The 15,656-nt window shown below is 61.2% G+C and carries 14 protein-coding genes; 1 reads left to right on the forward strand and 13 read right to left on the reverse strand.

Annotated features, from left to right (window positions below):
• Positions 1-835: 835 nt before the first annotated feature.
• The 4 genes from A0W34_RS32180 to A0W34_RS32200 all read right to left on the reverse strand — a co-directional run bounded on the left by A0W34_RS32180 (position 836) and on the right by A0W34_RS32200 (position 2,790).
• A complete protein-coding gene (locus A0W34_RS32180; protein ID WP_076949112.1) occupies positions 836-1,165 on the reverse strand; it encodes a hypothetical protein in 330 nt (109 codons plus the stop codon).
• A complete protein-coding gene (locus tag A0W34_RS32185) occupies positions 1,162-1,722 on the reverse strand; it encodes a hypothetical protein (protein WP_076949111.1) in 561 nt (186 codons plus the stop codon). The genes A0W34_RS32180 and A0W34_RS32185 overlap by 4 nt, the downstream gene beginning before the upstream one ends.
• Positions 1,719-2,177, reverse strand: a complete 459-nt coding sequence (locus A0W34_RS32190; RefSeq protein ID WP_081559521.1) for a hypothetical protein — start codon at positions 2,175-2,177, stop codon at positions 1,719-1,721. The genes A0W34_RS32185 and A0W34_RS32190 overlap by 4 nt, the downstream gene beginning before the upstream one ends.
• Positions 2,178-2,478: 301 nt before the next feature.
• Positions 2,479-2,790, reverse strand: a complete 312-nt coding sequence (locus A0W34_RS32200) for a hypothetical protein (protein WP_143541279.1) — start codon at positions 2,788-2,790, stop codon at positions 2,479-2,481.
• 644 nt (positions 2,791-3,434) lie between these two features.
• On the opposite strand from A0W34_RS32200, the gene A0W34_RS32205 reads away from it, so the two are divergent.
• Positions 3,435-3,866, forward strand: a complete 432-nt coding sequence (locus tag A0W34_RS32205) for a helix-turn-helix domain-containing protein (protein WP_039972922.1) — start codon at positions 3,435-3,437, stop codon at positions 3,864-3,866.
• Between the two features lie 414 nt (positions 3,867-4,280).
• Here A0W34_RS32205 and A0W34_RS32210 read toward each other — a convergent pair whose 3' ends face one another.
• The 9 genes from A0W34_RS32210 to A0W34_RS32250 form a co-directional block, all read right to left on the reverse strand.
• A complete protein-coding gene (locus A0W34_RS32210) occupies positions 4,281-5,291 on the reverse strand; it encodes a GAF domain-containing protein (RefSeq protein WP_076949107.1) in 1,011 nt (336 codons plus the stop codon).
• A gap of 136 nt (positions 5,292-5,427) precedes the next feature.
• On the reverse strand, positions 5,428-6,249 hold the full coding sequence (locus A0W34_RS32215; RefSeq protein ID WP_076949127.1) for an SDR family NAD(P)-dependent oxidoreductase: 822 nt from the start codon (positions 6,247-6,249) through the stop codon (positions 5,428-5,430).
• 113 nt (positions 6,250-6,362) lie between these two features.
• Complete coding sequence (locus tag A0W34_RS32220) at positions 6,363-6,944, reverse strand: hypothetical protein (RefSeq protein WP_081559525.1); 582 nt, start codon at positions 6,942-6,944, stop codon at positions 6,363-6,365.
• Between the two features lie 155 nt (positions 6,945-7,099).
• On the reverse strand, positions 7,100-7,687 hold the full coding sequence (locus A0W34_RS33580; protein WP_076949106.1) for a hypothetical protein: 588 nt from the start codon (positions 7,685-7,687) through the stop codon (positions 7,100-7,102).
• Positions 7,684-9,255 (reverse strand): peptidoglycan DD-metalloendopeptidase family protein, encoded by a 1,572-nt coding sequence (locus A0W34_RS32230; RefSeq protein WP_076949105.1) that lies wholly within the window; start codon positions 9,253-9,255, stop codon positions 7,684-7,686. The genes A0W34_RS33580 and A0W34_RS32230 overlap by 4 nt, the downstream gene beginning before the upstream one ends.
• Positions 9,252-10,085, reverse strand: a complete 834-nt coding sequence (locus A0W34_RS32235) for a hypothetical protein (protein WP_076949104.1) — start codon at positions 10,083-10,085, stop codon at positions 9,252-9,254. Before A0W34_RS32235 ends, A0W34_RS32230 begins: the two co-directional genes overlap by 4 nt.
• Entirely contained in the window at positions 10,085-12,196 is a 2,112-nt protein-coding gene (locus A0W34_RS32240; RefSeq protein ID WP_081559527.1) for a hypothetical protein, read from the reverse strand. The genes A0W34_RS32235 and A0W34_RS32240 overlap by 1 nt, the downstream gene beginning before the upstream one ends.
• Positions 12,193-15,240, reverse strand: coding sequence for an ATP-binding protein (locus A0W34_RS32245; RefSeq protein ID WP_081559529.1), 3,048 nt, complete (start codon positions 15,238-15,240; stop codon positions 12,193-12,195). Before A0W34_RS32245 ends, A0W34_RS32240 begins: the two co-directional genes overlap by 4 nt.
• A complete protein-coding gene (locus A0W34_RS32250) occupies positions 15,237-15,635 on the reverse strand; it encodes a hypothetical protein (protein ID WP_076949102.1) in 399 nt (132 codons plus the stop codon). The genes A0W34_RS32245 and A0W34_RS32250 overlap by 4 nt, the downstream gene beginning before the upstream one ends.
• Positions 15,636-15,656 lie beyond the last annotated feature (21 nt).

Here is a 15,656-nt window from a genome sequence, read left to right on the forward strand (position 1 = left end):
ATGGTCTCGCGTGAGGCGGTCACTGAGCGTCCGGTTGCGCTCTCAGCGAGGGAGGCGTGGATGACGGCGACGGCGAAGACGGCTTCGGTGCTGATGGTGTGGTTTGTGCAGAGTTTCGTGCCGGTGGGGGAGTTGAGGAGGGTGCGGACTTGGTGTTGCCAGTGTGTGCGGCTGGTCCAGGTGGGGGTACGGCTGTAGGTGCCGTCGGGGATGGGGAGGGACCAGGAGTTTCCGCGTTGGTTGCTTGTTCGGTTGAGTGTTTCGATGCGGGTGACGTTTTCGGTGGCTTGTTGTACGGCGTGTGCCCATTCGTCGTCGGAGATGGGGGTGTGGCGCGTTGATGGTGAGCGGTCGAGGATTGTGTTGTGTGGAAGTGTTGAAGCTGGTTCAGGGTGTGCGTTACCCTGAGATGTACCTGTCACAGGTAAATCCCTTCAGTTGCGTGAAGAAGTAGTGCAGTGCAGAAGGCGGAGCGGTTACTTCGGCTTCATCAGTGACAGCGAGCCGGGCATGGCTTTGCTGTTGATTTGGCTTTGGCTCAGTGTGTGGCGAACCCCCGTAAGGGGGTTTCGTTGTTTCTGGACTGCGTCTATGGAGTTGTGTGTCAAGGTCTTTCGGATGTCACGCTGTGTGGTGGCGGGGCTCCCTTTTTCGGCGGTGTTCGGGTCAGGCCGGGTGTTTATCGAGGTCAGTTGCCGTTGGCGGTCTGTGTCGGACGCCGACCTCTGATGTGCGGATCTGTCGCGTTTCGAATGTCAGGAACGTGTGGGGCGAAGCGAAAACACTGCCCCCACAACACCGGCGCACCCCAACGCGACAGCGAGAACGAGCGCGATCACGAATGATTCGATCGCACGGGGATGTGCAGATCCAGAAGCCCGCGCAGCGCAACCGCGACTTCGTGAATCTGATCGACCGACGCTGTTTCCGGATCGGAGGCAACGAGATCTGCCACGTCGATGAGGTTGTCGCGTAACCCGACCGACAGATCGCGCGGGCCGGCGAGGGCGTCGACGGTGTCCCGGACGATCGTTTCAGCGAGTTGTCGTACCTCGGCCATCTCGGCGTCGGTGGGGAAGGTGATGCCTACTTCTTTCAGGAGCGCTGTGGAGGCGGTGCTGATCATGGATTCGATCAGCGGCGATCGATGCGGTGTTGTTGTCATGATGCTGCCCCCAACTGTGTCGAAACAGATGATGCGGTGGTGCATGTGGGATGAATCCAGTGTTCGACGGCCGCAGTGATACTTGCGCGGGCGGTCGCAGGGTCCTGTGCGGTGATGACGGCGGTGAATGCGGAGGTGACTGCTTCGATCCCGGAGGTCTCGAGTCCGTTGCAGTGGTCGAGTCCGTCGGTGATCAGCTCCAGGGCAGTGTTGAGGACTTCCCAGTGACCGTCCTCGTGCGGGGAATGCTCCGCGATGAGTTCGATGGTGGGGAGTTGTTCTGCGGCCCACAGTTCTCGCACGTTGAGGGGGTGGATGGGGTGGGCGGTGAGTTGGCACAGCCGGGCGACGGGGGCGCAGACGTGGTCGAGTCCGTCGACGATCGCGGTCATTCCCCAGCGCGGGTGGGTGAAGAGGTGCGCGAGCCATTGCCATCGTTCGGCGGGAAGGCCGCTCGAGGCGGGGGAGGGGAGGGCCCCGGTACTGATCCCATAGATGATGTCAGGAAGGGGGTGGTGGGGGTTGTTCAGTTCGTCGAGCAAGCGGTGTGTTGTCATGTGGGGCAGTCCAATCGGGTGACGTCGAACGAGGCTTGTGACGTGCAGGTGGGAAGGTGCGCGGCATCCGTCGTATCAGTACGGAGGGGTGCGAGGACCGCGGCAGGGGAGGGGTCGACCCTCAACGGGCCGTGGGCTTCGATCAGATCGCGGGCATGAAGAATCGCGCGGGAGTCCACGTCGATCAACCCGTACACATCCGGTGAGTCACCGATGTGCGGATGATCGTGAATGAAGGTGCGGCGACTACGCAGGCGGCCGGCGACTTCGACGAGGATCCACAACCGGTCGTAGCGGTCCCGTACCGGCACATGGCCGTGCGTGTCGGCGAGGATTCCGTACACAGACCACGCTGATTCGAATGTCCTCAAGATCAGCACCGGGGACCCATCTGATGCCACTGTGTCGAGCGGCCGTGTGAAGACCGGAGCGAACGACCCCACTATCGGGGTCACGCAGCGCTCCCACGAGAAGTACCGCGATGCCCGTCGACCCGCCGATAGTACGAACGCAACACCGCATCTGAAGTAATCGGCCGGCCACGATGACTGAACGGCACACCCGCCCAAATCATCGACCGAGGCGGAGTATCCGCCGCCACCATCGACGACAACTCCTTCCGACAATCCGCCAAACGAGGGCACCGGAAACACTCAGCCTGCGCATCCACACCCGCTCGATACGAACCCTCATCCAAATCCCACGATTGAGGATCGACCGCGCACGCCAACACCGTCGGCGGCGGCACCGCGGCCCTCACGCGGCCACCTCCGAATCCCGGCGACGACGCGTTGCTGTCGTCAACGACTCGTACAGGCCCAAGCGTTCACCGTCGACGATATTTCCGTGACTGTCATACGCATTGCCCGCCATGATCATTCGCTGCGGACCATCCCCACGTTCCACCGCCGCGGCCGCATCTATACGGCACTGCGCCAACAACGGGCACGCCTCACACCAGGAGATCGCGCGACGCCACTCCACCACCGTGCGGCCATCCATCTCCCACGAACGTGACTTCCCCGCGCACAACCCCATGCCCGGCTCGGCACCAACAATCGGCACCACACCCCGAACCTCCAACTCCACACGAACAGCTCGCACAGTCGGACACACATCGCACTCCGACGAGAAAACGAACCCGCACCGCGCGCACCGACCAACCCGATCAGGATGATGCAAAGCAGCAACCCGAAGAAGATCGTCAGTACTGAACTGCGGCAACACGACCGCAGATGATCCCCGGCCCTCACGGTGCGTCAACTCACGCAACGCGGCCGCAGCCTCCGGGCACAACGGAACAAGCTCCGAAACACTCAAACCGCAACCATCGCAACGCCCGCCGATCGACGAATGCCGCGCAACAAGCCGACGAAGGACAAGTGTGGAGAGAGCTGCATACCGATCGTGGAACACGTCATCCGGACCCGATGGGTCCACTAAGATAGACATCGCAGAATCCTTTCTGCAACTGAAGAAAACTCTGGACGGGCGCCAACCCGTTTGGACATCGTTCCCCTGGTCGTTGGTAGCGACCGGGGGAACTTCTTTCGATGTGTCAGATCACCCCTTTGCCTGTGAGATGTGGACTCGCTGCCGTGTGCCTATTACAACAATTGCATCGATTAAAGTCATGCACGTTTAGACCCTAGAGGAGGTGCGGCATGGTGTCTAGCAATGACGAACGGAATGCCCACATGAGTCGCCGTGTTATGCGCGGGTTCGAACCCGCGCGACTTAGTCGTGCGCGTGAGAGCAAAGGCTTCAGTCGAGCAGATCTTGCTCGTCGCGCTGGGGTGGGCGGCGCGACAGTGCAGCAATGGGAGTCCGGCAACCGGAGTCCTCAGGTTGATACGTTGGCCTTGGTTGCCCGCACGCTTGATGTCCCTATGAGTGAACTGGTAATAGTTCCGGAGGATGAACGGTTCCCCGGTGATTGGCGCATCCTCCTCGGGCTTACGCAACCTCAGCTCGGAAAGCTCACGGGCATCAGCACCTCGATGATCGCGCGAATAGAGCGAGGCGAAGTGCTCCTGACGCCTGCGAATGCTCAAAAGTTGGCGGATGCTTTGGGAATCAGTGCAATTGAATTGCATGCAAGCTACGAGCGTGCCAGGACTCGACCTGCTGGTGTACCTGCATAGGTACGCAAGGGCATCGACATGGCAACTGAGGTAGTCGACGTGTGTGCGGCACAAACGGGCCTCCGGTTGAGTCTCAGGTGCGGGATCGAGCGGCAACTAGTACCGTCCGCGCTACCTGGCGGAGTCACCTGTAACCACTCACTGCCGGAGCCCCTGAAGGGCGCGCAGTTGCACGTTACTGATGCCTAGTGTTCTACCGCAATAGGCCGCAAGCATCTTGGGTACTAGGTCCCAAAACGCTTGAACATTCGGTGATCATTGCGCGCGACGCCGCCGAAGTCGATGTTCATCGACATCACGCGCTGGTGGCCGGGACTGGTCCAAGTCTTCGAATCAATTGCGGCAGAGGTGAAATCGTAAATGATCTTTAGGCCAGGGAAGGTGAAGGCGCTATGTCAGATGCATGGGCCTCTCCTATTCCGGAGAACTTGCTTCGCGAATCATGACCAGGCCTGCCGTCGTATGTTGGTTCAGCATCATCAGAGTTGCGTCCACAGCATAGGTTTTCCAGGCTCCGCTCAGTTGGCGGAAACGAATGACTCCGCGGGTCTTACCCCGTGCGAGACCTTCTGACATCGCAAGTGCAATGTGGAAGTCGTCCGGATGAATGCTGGGTTCGACCTGATCGTCAACTGATTCCCATGCAAGTCCCGGCATGGCGTCGCCGACCCATCGAATCAACTGCAGGGTCTTGAGATTGACGATGGCTCGATACTCTCCGTCATTGGTTGCCGCCTCTAGCACCCTGTATTCGAGAACCACCGGAGGAGGTGCGGAGGTTACCTCTACTGCTGGTCCGATATCTTGAGTAATCCCGCGCAGGATCACTTGGGGTTGACCTGTTTCCGGATCGTTCTCTTTGAGCATTCGGCAGGAGAAGTGAGCTGCGCGCAGTTCTCCATCATCCCTCTCCACCGTCCAGACGGCTTGGTGAACCGTTCCGGGTTGCGACTGGACTATCTTTGACAGTGCGTCGCTCTCGTCATGATTTGTCCGTAATCGTGTGAACGCGCCCGCCATTGCCTTCTCTGTGTGGCGTTCGTCCTCGGGGACGCCGTACAAATCCAGTAGGGCGACGCTTCCACTTGCCTTGCCTGCAGTAAGATTGAATAGCCATGCGCCAGCCGGATCATGTTCGGGTACTGTCTCGTTCGATCTTCCGAACCACAGATGTATTCCATGCAAGCGACCGCTGAACGTGATCAGGGGCTCAACGATGAGGCGACGTTGCCCGTCTGCTGATCTCCGATCAATTTGTCCAGGTGAAGCACTGACTTCCTCGATGATCCTCTTCACAAGTTCGAGTGAGTCCCTACTTTTCAGTACTCTCTCGATTGGCACGAATCGCCTTGGTGCGCTACCCAACCCAACAATGGATGGTGCAGCGTCGCCGAATGTTTCGATCATCAACCATTTTGTTGTCACAGTGGTCGTTCCTCTCCCCGCGGATTGTGAACAGACGAACACTACGCAAATTCTTCTGTACATGTAACCGCTGATAACGGAAAAAGGTCCCAGGCTGGCGGGCGCAATGTCCTCATACGGACTTCGTTGGGTCAGGCTAGGAGCGATTTGCCCTATTGGTGGCCGGTATCAGGCGTTGGTATCCAGATCCGGAGATTCTGGTCAGTGCGTCGATGATACGAGCGTCTGCGCCGACAAGTATCCGGGGACGTCCTTGTTTTGCGCCACGTAAGATAACCTGCGCGGCCTTCTCCGGTTCGGTTCTCGCGATGCTGTGTTCGAAGTACTCGATGACTGCTTGTCTGTCTATCGGTGCAGCCATACGGGCAGTCCGTGCAATCGAGGTCTTGATTCCGCCAGGGAAGACGCAAGACACCTTGACTTGCGGATGCAGAATCAACATCTCCTGCCGTAGCGATTCGGTGAAACCTCGGACGGCAAATTTGGCTGCGTTGTATGCCGAGTATCCGGGCGCCGACATCAAACCGAATGCAGAGGAAACATTGACGATGTTTCCCTCATTTGATCGAAATATGAAGGGCAAAAACGCTTTTGATCCATTGACTACACCCCAGAAGTTCACTCGCATTACATGTGTGAAGTCATCGAACTCAGCATCGAGCACGTCCCCGGTGTAGAGGACGCCAGCGTTGTTGAATACTGCGTCGATGCTCCCAAAAGCGTCGAATGTCTCAGCGGCGCAGGCATGCATAGCGTCACGGTCGGAAACATCTACAACCGACATGCGGATTACACCTGACTGCGTGCCTATCAAGCTGATCGTTTGATTGAGTGCATGTTGGTCGCGGTCGATCAGAGAAAGTGACGCGCCTTGTCTTGCCAACTGAATGGCCAGCTGGCGGCCCACCCCCGCACCTGCACCTGTCACTGCGACAATCCGACCATCAAAATAGCTCACCTGCACACACTATCCGGCAACGAAACGGGACACAGATGCTGGCGTATCAGTGTGAATCGGCTATTGCCGGTTATGTGGCCCTTGGAGGTATCGTTCCTGGCTTAAGCGTGCGGCTACGTCCCTTCGCATCGTACGTGCATGTCGATGGTGACTCTCTCCCTTGCTCGGATTTGCCAGTGGGGCGGTGTCTTCTGGCTTAACTGAATCTCGACGTCGCCGAGCTGTGGGAGATCCCACGTCACGCCAGGCGGGAAGAGGTCGGTCGTTCCGAACTTGTTGTTCGATTCGCTCTCGCTGTCGAGTGCGCTTTGCGGAGTGGTGAACTCCTGCAAGGGGTAGTCGAGTTCCTTGTTTTCGATGGCGATGGTTTGAGATCCATGCGTAAGTAGGGCGTTCCAGCCGTTAGGTGCGGTGATGCCGATTGTGAGATTGTCTCCTGCTCCAATGCACCTAGCTTGGACCTGGTCCGGGGCCGGTGTGGTAATGAATTGATCGCTTTGGATGTCTCCCACGCCGATCGCTAAGTTTCCAGGCCAGAGGGAGGATTCGGCCGGCGTGACCACCCCGATTCGGTCGCCGTCTGTGCTGGCGGATTGGTTGGGGGTGGCGACCCTCTGTGTCGCTGGTGTCGAGCATGCAGGCAGGAGCGGCAGTAACGTAAGGAGCGCCGTGACTACAGCAATACGTCTTTTCATGAGTCTCCTCGTCGATACTGGTCTATCGTGATGGGTGTAGCGCAGGACGTGAAAAGTATTGTGTACAAGTAATATTCGACTACATTCTTGAAGTCGCCTATCGACTGGATTTCGAAGGACGATCCTCCACTTCTTTGTGTCGGTGGATGGGCTATTCAGTACTGAATGGTGTCGATGCGCCACTGATCAACCTCCTTGGAGAGCGTGACCCACACGGTCGTTTCCGGTACGACAAGATTGGTCGCATCTCCGGTAATTACGGTCTGGCGGATGGTGGCGACTCGGCGGACGAGTGCATCGGTATCTGGTGGGCAGCCGGAGCAACCCACAGTCACATCGGCGACCACTTTGGCGTTGTCGGAGGCCCATTGGTTCCACTGTGCTCCTGGTCCTCGTTCGGTGTGCGTGTCGACGAGCAGGGTCTGTGCCAGGGTGTCGGTGAACCATTCCCGGGCGCGTGCGTATCCATTGGTGGGGCTACGGTCCGTTGCTGGGTACCAGGTGAACGCCACGGAAAGTGCCTGGCGAGCGATGTTTTCGGCTCGCTCCGTATCCGGATCTTCGGTGATGTCGATTGTTGTCGGAGCCGGCGAAGTCGAAATGGTCAGCGGCGCCGGTGCTGGGGCGATCTGTTCAGCTGTCTCGGTTTCCGCCTCGTTGCCCCAACCGAAGAGGAAGTACACCAGTCCACCGACGAGGAGGACAGCGACGGCAAGCAGAACCAGCTGGCGTGCGTTGCTCACAGAACCCTCCTGGCTTTCATATCGCTCTGCAGTGGAGCTTGTTTGACGACGTCCCCCGTAGTGGGAGCATGGATCATCTGGCCTCCGCCGATCGCGACGCCGACGTGCCCCGGACCTGTTCCGGCCCACGAACCGAAGACCAGATCCCCGGCTTGTGCTTGGTCGATAGGGATCTCGACTCCGACGTTCCACTGCTGTTCGGATGTCCTGGGCAGGGTGATCTTGTTTCCACTTCCCTGGTAGATGGCGTAACTGGTCAGTCCGGAGCAGTCGAATCCACCGCCGGTGGTGCCGTTGATGTTGCCGCCGCCCCAGACGTACGGGGTGCCGAGGAATTGGCGGGCAGCGTCGACCACCTGCGATCCGGACGCCGAACCGGGCGAGACGATCAGTTCCCCGCTACCTCCGGGGGACGCGAACTCTGCTTCGTATGCAAGGACTTTCGCGACGTAGGGCTGTGTCTGGGTGGTGTAGTCGCCGCCGCTGGGCATTCCGCCGGCATTCTTCACCGCGCCTTCGCCCGCGTTGTAGGAAGCGATGTAGAGCGATTTCGGATCGCCCTTGACCGATCCGTCGGCAATCCATCCGTCGACCTGCGCCGCGATGGAGCAGAAGTATCGGCCCTGAGCCATGATCGCGTCCCCATCGTCCCAGATCGAGATCTTGCCGTTTCTGTCGTCGTCCTGGCCGTAAGAAGCAAATGTTCGCGGCATGAACTGCGTGACACCTTGCGCTCCACTGCCGGAGGTCAGGCCACGGGTCAAGCCGGATTCGGCCTTTGCATCTGCGGCCAACAGGGAGGGCTTGATCTGGGGGCACAGCGATCCGGCCTTGCGGAACCATGGTTCCATCTCCGGAGGAACGGATCCGGCTTTGAGATCGCCGCCACCTGCCACGCCGAAGCCGGCGCAGTCGATCGACGATGATGACGCGGCCAGCTCGATGGCAGGAGAATCACTACCCGCTTCGCCCGCGGGGAAGGGGGCTCCGCCGAGCTTGGTCATCGGATCGACAGCGGTTCCACCCTGCAGCCGTCCCCCGTCCCAGTATTCGAAATGCAGGTGTGCGCCAGTGGATTGGCCGTTGTTTCCGATGTTCGCAATATGGTCGCCGGCCTTGATCTGCTGGCCTTCCGTGACAAGGACACCGTCGTCGAACATGTGGCCGTAGACGGTGCTCACGGGTTTTCCGCCGACGAGCGAGTCGAGCACGATCCAGTTCCCGAACCCGGATGCGGGTCCGGCCTTGACCACAACACCGTCGAGCGCCGCGTAGATCGGTGTCCCGACGGGGCCGGCGAAGTCGACGCCTTGGTGTTCGGTTCCCCAGCGAGGCCCGAACGGGGACGTGAACGTCGTCGTTCCGTCCTTGGTCGGGCGGGTGATCGGCCCCGATGCTTTCAGTTCGGTGTTCCCGGTAGAGGATCCCTTGTCGTCTCCCTCACTCCACGAGGTGCCGCCGCAACGGTTGTGGGGGAACACCGGCTGCTGCGTGCATCCGGACAGCCCCAGGATCGCGGCGGTGGCGGCGGTGACGATCAGGGCTACCGCTCCACGGCGGCGACTCACAGCGTTCCCGGGAGCGGTGTGTCGAGGTCGGGAATCGGGATGGGGCCGGGAACAGGAACCGGTGCCGGTTCGAGGTCCGCCGACGGAACAGTGGTCGAGCTGGTCGATGTCGGCGTCGTGGGCGAGGTAGTGCTCGGTGAGGTCGTCGACTTCGGAGTCGTGGTGGTTGTGGGAGCTTCCGAGGTCGGTGTGCTCGCGAGGGAAGGTACGCCGAGCTTGTCGATCTCGCTGCGGTCCAGGGTGGGCAGCGGCATCTGGACCTGCCATGTCGAACCCTTGGCAGTGTCCGAGGCTTTCAGGGTGACCCGCAGATTCCCCGCCTGCGTCGGGACAATGACCTGCACCGCGCTCTCACCGCCGGTGCCGGCCACGATCTCACTGCGCGTCGGACCGGTGATCGCGACCGGCACAATCGGACGAGCATTGACCACCGTCACGCCGGGCGCTTCGGCGGTGTGCACGCCCAGCTTGGACTTCCATTCACTGGTCGAGAGCGACTGATCGACGTAGACGTGCGCGTAGGCCATCGCTGTCGCCGGTGCACTCTCGGCTACCGACGCGATCGACTTGCCGGCAATCGAGGATTCGGTCACCTCGGCCAACGCGTAGCTCAGACCCGGCGCCGCCGATTCTGCGTCCGTCGCAGTCGTCGCGGCGTAGGCCGGGATCTTCGAGGCAGCATTCGACGGAGCGGGGGACTGGCCGAACACTGCTCCCGCCACGAACAGCACACCGAACGCAGAGACGATCGTGATCGTCAGATTGGTGCGCGAGTACAGCACCCACCGCCGGATCGGTGCTAGGACGGGATTGGCTGTGCTGGAAGGCATCAGCTGACCCTGTCGGTCGAATCGGACGAAGTACCCGCTGAGGTCAACGACGGCGTCCACAGTCGTGCCGTCGACCGCGGAGTAGTCGACGAGTTCGAGCGCGCCGCACCCGATCGAGGCATCGGAGTTTCGGTGGGGGCATCCCGCGAGGACGGAGTGAACACCTTCATCGGCGCGATACTCGACCGCGGGCCTCCGTTCCATGTCTCACTCACCGACGAAGTGCTGCGCGGTGAACCGGCTTCGGTTCCGATCAGCTGTCGAGCGAGGGTGCGGCTAGGTTTGGCAGCGGGACCGGCGGTTTGTGGTCGATCCGACATGGGCCGCTTGGTGCCCGCGGAATTCTTGGCGGTATCGGCTAGGCTTCGGCGCCGCACGTCCTGGGCGTCCTTCCGTGAATCCGTCAGGCGCTGTTGGCGATCCATCGTCTTGCGTGCATCGACACGCGATTTGTCGACCTCGTGCCGGCGTCGCTGATTCAACTCGCGTCCTTCCGGACGCACTGGTGTCACCGAATCCTTGTCGAGGTCACCACCGCGTTTGGTCGCCTTCCGAAGCGCGCCGACACCTTCCTCGACCATCGACGCCGCGGGACCGCCCACGACGGCGCTGCCGGCCTTGAAGAACTTCTGTTTCATCGACGTCTGAGCGTGACGAGCTTTGCGATTGAGTGCGCCCGCTTGGTTCTGGGTGAAGGTCTGAGTCATCCGTTTGAACGGGCGCATGATGAACCAGCACACCGCCGTCAAGATGACCATGAACCACAGCCGCCACGTGCCGTCGACGAGACCGTTGTCGGTGTCGTACAGCTTGACCAGCGCCATCAGGTACAGCGCGATGATGACTGCGCCGGCCACGCCCCACATGTAGGCGGTGGCGATCATGCGGCACACGCGCGAGAGGGTGCCGCCGTGTGCGGCGGCGATCGGAACCCAGATCGGTGCGAAGAGAATTGCGAGTCGAATGGCTAGTAGCGCAGTGAGTTTGAGGATGGATGCGCCGATCCAGAGGATGGAGGGCATGGCGAGTTTGATCATCGCCATGAACCCTGTGCCGGTGCGTCCGGAGTCTTTGCCCTGGAACTGATTGTAGGAAAGGTTCAAATCTTTCAGCTTCTCAACCAGATTATTTTCGAAATCCTCTCCTTTTTTGCTCGCAAGCTCACTTGCAGCCTCGTTGTCGCCGGCCACGTTCTGCTGCTCCGCGTACGAAAATGCCAGGGTGTCGCGGAGCTTCGGTCCAAGTTGCAGTTCCTGGTCATTGAAATTCGCGCCGAACCATCCCTTACGCCAGTCGTCGAGGAAGATCTTGTCGATCAGCACATTGCGGGGGTCTCCGGTGTTTCCGGACACGGACAGCATCTGACCTTGTGTGTCGGTGATGACCGATCCGAAGGTGTCGTCGGCGACCTGGATGGCCTTTTGCGGTGCGCCGACGAACAGTGCTCCGATGGCCATTGCAGCGCCGGCGATCGCGACGGTGCGAGTCACGGCCGCGGCATTCGATTTGAGGGCGTTCCAGATGATGATCGTGGCGACCACGATCAATGCCACACCCAGCCACGTTCCGTAGACGCCGAGCATTCCGTTGGAGATCGAGGCGACGATCTGGTCGAACTGCACCATGGCCGGGGCGATCCCGGCCTCTTCGGCAGCTGCTCCGGTCTTCGTCTGGTCGTCGAGCCAGAACGCGGCAGCTGCGAATCCCTTGCCGATTGCGAGGAATGTGTTGCCCAGAGTGGTGTCCGCGACGGCGTCGGGTGCGCGGACCAGGTCGTTGCCGCAGCCGAGGTCGTAGGTGTACCAGCGTAATCCGGCCCACCCGTAGGTTTCGTAGCCGGTGCCGCTCGGTTTCGGTTCGCGGTCTTTGCTCGAGGAATCGAACTCGGCTGCCATGACCGAGTTCGGGAACTCGGGGGAGGGGACGTCTTTGCAGTCGAATCCGCCGGCAGATGCGATTGGCCCACCTGGGGCGACGAGGGGCACCAGCACCAGCGCTAGAACGGCGAGAACCCGCGCCAGATTGACGGTCAGCGCCCGAACGCGCGATCGATGGGGGATTGCGCCATTCAGCTCTGCCGAGGGCGCTCTGAGCCCTCCGCGGGTATTCATGCGGCGCCGCCGAGCGCGTTCTTCGCCGACGAAGAATTCAGCGCCGCGAACACATGCGCGAGATGCACGTAGTGAATCCAGCTCGAACGCACCAGCTCCACGTCGTCAGCCATCCGGATCATCCAGCGCCGCGCTTCGTCCTGATACGAGGTGTCGGTGTCCTCGTCGAGAGTGTCCTCGCCGCCGCTGCCCAGTTCAGCGAGGAACTGCTCGAACCCTTGCCCGGCGGGAAGTTTGAGCAATTTCAGGGCACCTTCGATTGCATGCGGATCACCGCCGACGTCACCGACGAACACCTCGTAGGTCAGGGCGGTCTTGTCGTCGCTGCCGTCCAATCCGAGGAAATCATCCGGAAGCTGCGAGCAGACCAGGGCACGGACCTTGAACTTGCGTGAGTCGCGCGCGATTCGGAGGTTGAGGGTGCGGCCTGCGCCAGTGGATTCGAGGTATTTGTTTTCGTCGAGAAAGAGCACCTTGCGCACGTGGCGAGGCTTTTCGTAGACGAGCCTGTTCGCCAGCCACGCGGCCATGTGCATCAACGGCGCCGTCATCCGTTGCTGCGGTGTCCACTGCGAGGACGGCGTGCCTTCGGGCGGTAGCTGCAGGCCCGGCATCGTCAAGATCGTCAGACGGATGTCGGCATCGAACGCATCCGCTCCACTGCCGATCGTGCCCTCCTCCGGGAACAGCACACGCGCCTCGGTCAGTTCCGACATCAAACTGAGCTGCTGGTACAACCCGTTCGCGCACGTTTTGACCGCCTGGTCCGGATCGCTCACTCCGATGGATTGGATCGCGGCCAACACTTCCCGGAGGTTGTGGTTGCTGTCGCCGCCGACCAGGTTCGCGGCCATGTGCAGCACGGGTTCGGTGTGCTCAAGATGCAGATGCCGTTCGGTGAGCATCATCTTGAGCACCGAAACGGCGACCTCGACACGCTCGGCGGCAGCTGCACGCATATCCGCATCGAACTTCGACTGCGCCGCCGCGAACGGATCTGCATCCCGGACGAACTCGACGTTACGGGCGTCGTACTCGGGATCGTCACGACGCGGATCGGTGATCACCCGATACGGATTCAAGGCACCAGCACGTGAATCGCGACCGGTGAGAGCGTAGACGCGGGCGATATCACGAAACTCCGGTAGACCGGCCAACGCAGCGAGCGGACCGGAGGGGTCGAGGACAACGCCGTACGCGCCGGCTCTCACGGCTTGGTAGACGATCATGCCGGCCAGGAACGTCTTACCCGAACCGGGTACGGCGACGATCGGTGTCAGACCGGACTTGTGCTTGATCTCGTGCGCGGCGAACAGGTCCCAGATCACCGGGCGCGGCGAGATGGATCCAGTCTCGCCCAGGACGACACCGCGGCGGTCACCGATCCGGTCACTGACGGTCGCCATCCCGGCGGCGACTGCTTCGACATCCATGTGCCGTTTGTTGGCGATGTTGGCTTGCGGCTCACCCGGTATGAACTCGCGCAGCAACTGGTATTGGCCGTGCTCTTGTTCGAGCGCGATGTGCGGGGAGTACATCTCCTGCAGATCGGAGACTTTCTGCCTCGCATCGTCGGGATCGGTGCCGACCACCGCGAGGCGGTACCACCCGGTGGTTCGAGTCGAGAGTCCGGAATGGTCTTCCTCGACGTCGGAGATCACGTCCTGCGCGCGGGCGTGCTGCTCCGCCAACTCTTTCGGCGGGACCTGATCGTGTTCGACGGTGTAGTGGTCGAACTGCGATTCGATCTTGCCGGTCAGCGAGCGCATGGTGCGGATCGTTTTCGCTTTGTCGTGCAGCTCGATGCGATCGGACCATTCGAGAGGTTCACCGGATGGGTCCCCGATGATCTGCCACGGCAACATCCGTTCCGGAATCGGTAGGGGAGCCATGCGGCCGATCGTCAGCACGATCACCACGCCGGTGTACTTGCGGCCGTCGACGACGCCGGAGACGGTGGTGTACCCGTCGCCCGGGGTAAGGGAGAGGTCGGTGAGATCTTCGAGGGCGGCAACGTCGGTTTCTTCCCAATCTCCGGCGCCGGCGATCGCACCGCCAGCTTCCAGCGGTAGACCGATGGTCGCTGATCGGCGCAGCAAGTAGTCGATCGCGGCCGGGGTGGCCGGTGTTGCTTTCACGCCACGGCCGGACATGATTCGTTCGAGTGTGGCGAGGTGATCGGCAAGGGCCTTCTGCTCCCGGTCGAAGGCGTCGTCGGCCCAGCTGTTCACCCCCGTGCACACCCTGCCCAGCAGAGGCCAGTGAGCGAGGTGGCGCAGCATCCGGGCGGTCCAGTCCAACCCCTGGCCGAGTGAGGAGCGTTGCGGCAGTTCGATACCCCAGTAGCGGCCTTTGATCGTCGCGTTGGACCACAACATCGCATGCTGCTGCCCGCGCAGGTAGTCCGCCCATGACAACGCGCCGGGAACATCGGGAATCGGGGTCGCCCACTTGTCGTGATCGACCGCCCACTGCGCGACGGGGAACGGGGTGCGCACCAGGCGGCGATGCACCTTGCTAACGCCAGCCTTCTGCAGATTGGTCAGGATGATCGCTTCGTCCTGAATGAAGCGGCGCTGCTTACCGGTGGTGCGGAAATTCCACGGCCCCTGGCGTTGGACAAACCATGCGGTGGACGTGGTCGCGGTGCGGGTGATGTTCGCTGATGTGCCGGTCAGTTTCAGCCGTACCGCTTTTCGCTCGCGGTCTGCACGTTTCTTCGCTGCTGCCTTGCCCCGATCTGTTGCCGACCTTGCCCGTTTCTTGCCTGTGCGACGACGCTGACGACCGAGCACTTTGTCTGCGACGTGGTCCGGATCGGTTGCAGGGGAGGTGTGGCCGGCGGTGTCGTCCTCGCCGTGGTCGTAGTCAGAACCATCCGGAGCGTGTGCGGGTTCGGCTTCCGACCACGCACGCGCCGGTTGCGGAGCATGCGACTGCACTGCAGCCCACGACGGCGGGAGGGCACCGGGAGGAATGACCGGAACCGGGTCGTCGAGCTTCGGATCGAACAGAGCCGCAATGTCGTTCTCGGGAACGGTCATCGGTGATCCTCACCGTCGAGGCGAACAGGTACGACGGCACGTTCTCCTGTAGTCAACCGCTCGGGTAGCGAGATGAACACGGGTGTACCGCGCTTCGGTGGGCGCGGCGCAACGAGGTCGTTGAGAGCGGCCGTGAGAACCGACCGCAGTGGGCGGTCCGGGGTGACGAACTTCGCGATCCGAGTCGTAAGCCACACCGTGATTACGGCCATCACCATCAGCGATTTGAACCCGAGCGGGACGTGCAGAATTCCGCGACCGATCACGAACACCACCACGAAAGCAACCACGCCGACGATGCCGGCCGTGTAGCGGATCCGCACGGGCAGTGGATAACCGGTCGGACCGAGGTAGTGCCGGTCCACGCGGTACATCAGGTCATCGTTGTCGATCACCGGGCATCCCCTTCGAATGGT

Origin of the sequence: Rhodococcus sp. BH4, from assembly GCF_002079265.1 — a bacterium.
GTDB classification, from domain to species: domain Bacteria; phylum Actinomycetota; class Actinomycetes; order Mycobacteriales; family Mycobacteriaceae; genus Rhodococcus_F; species Rhodococcus_F qingshengii.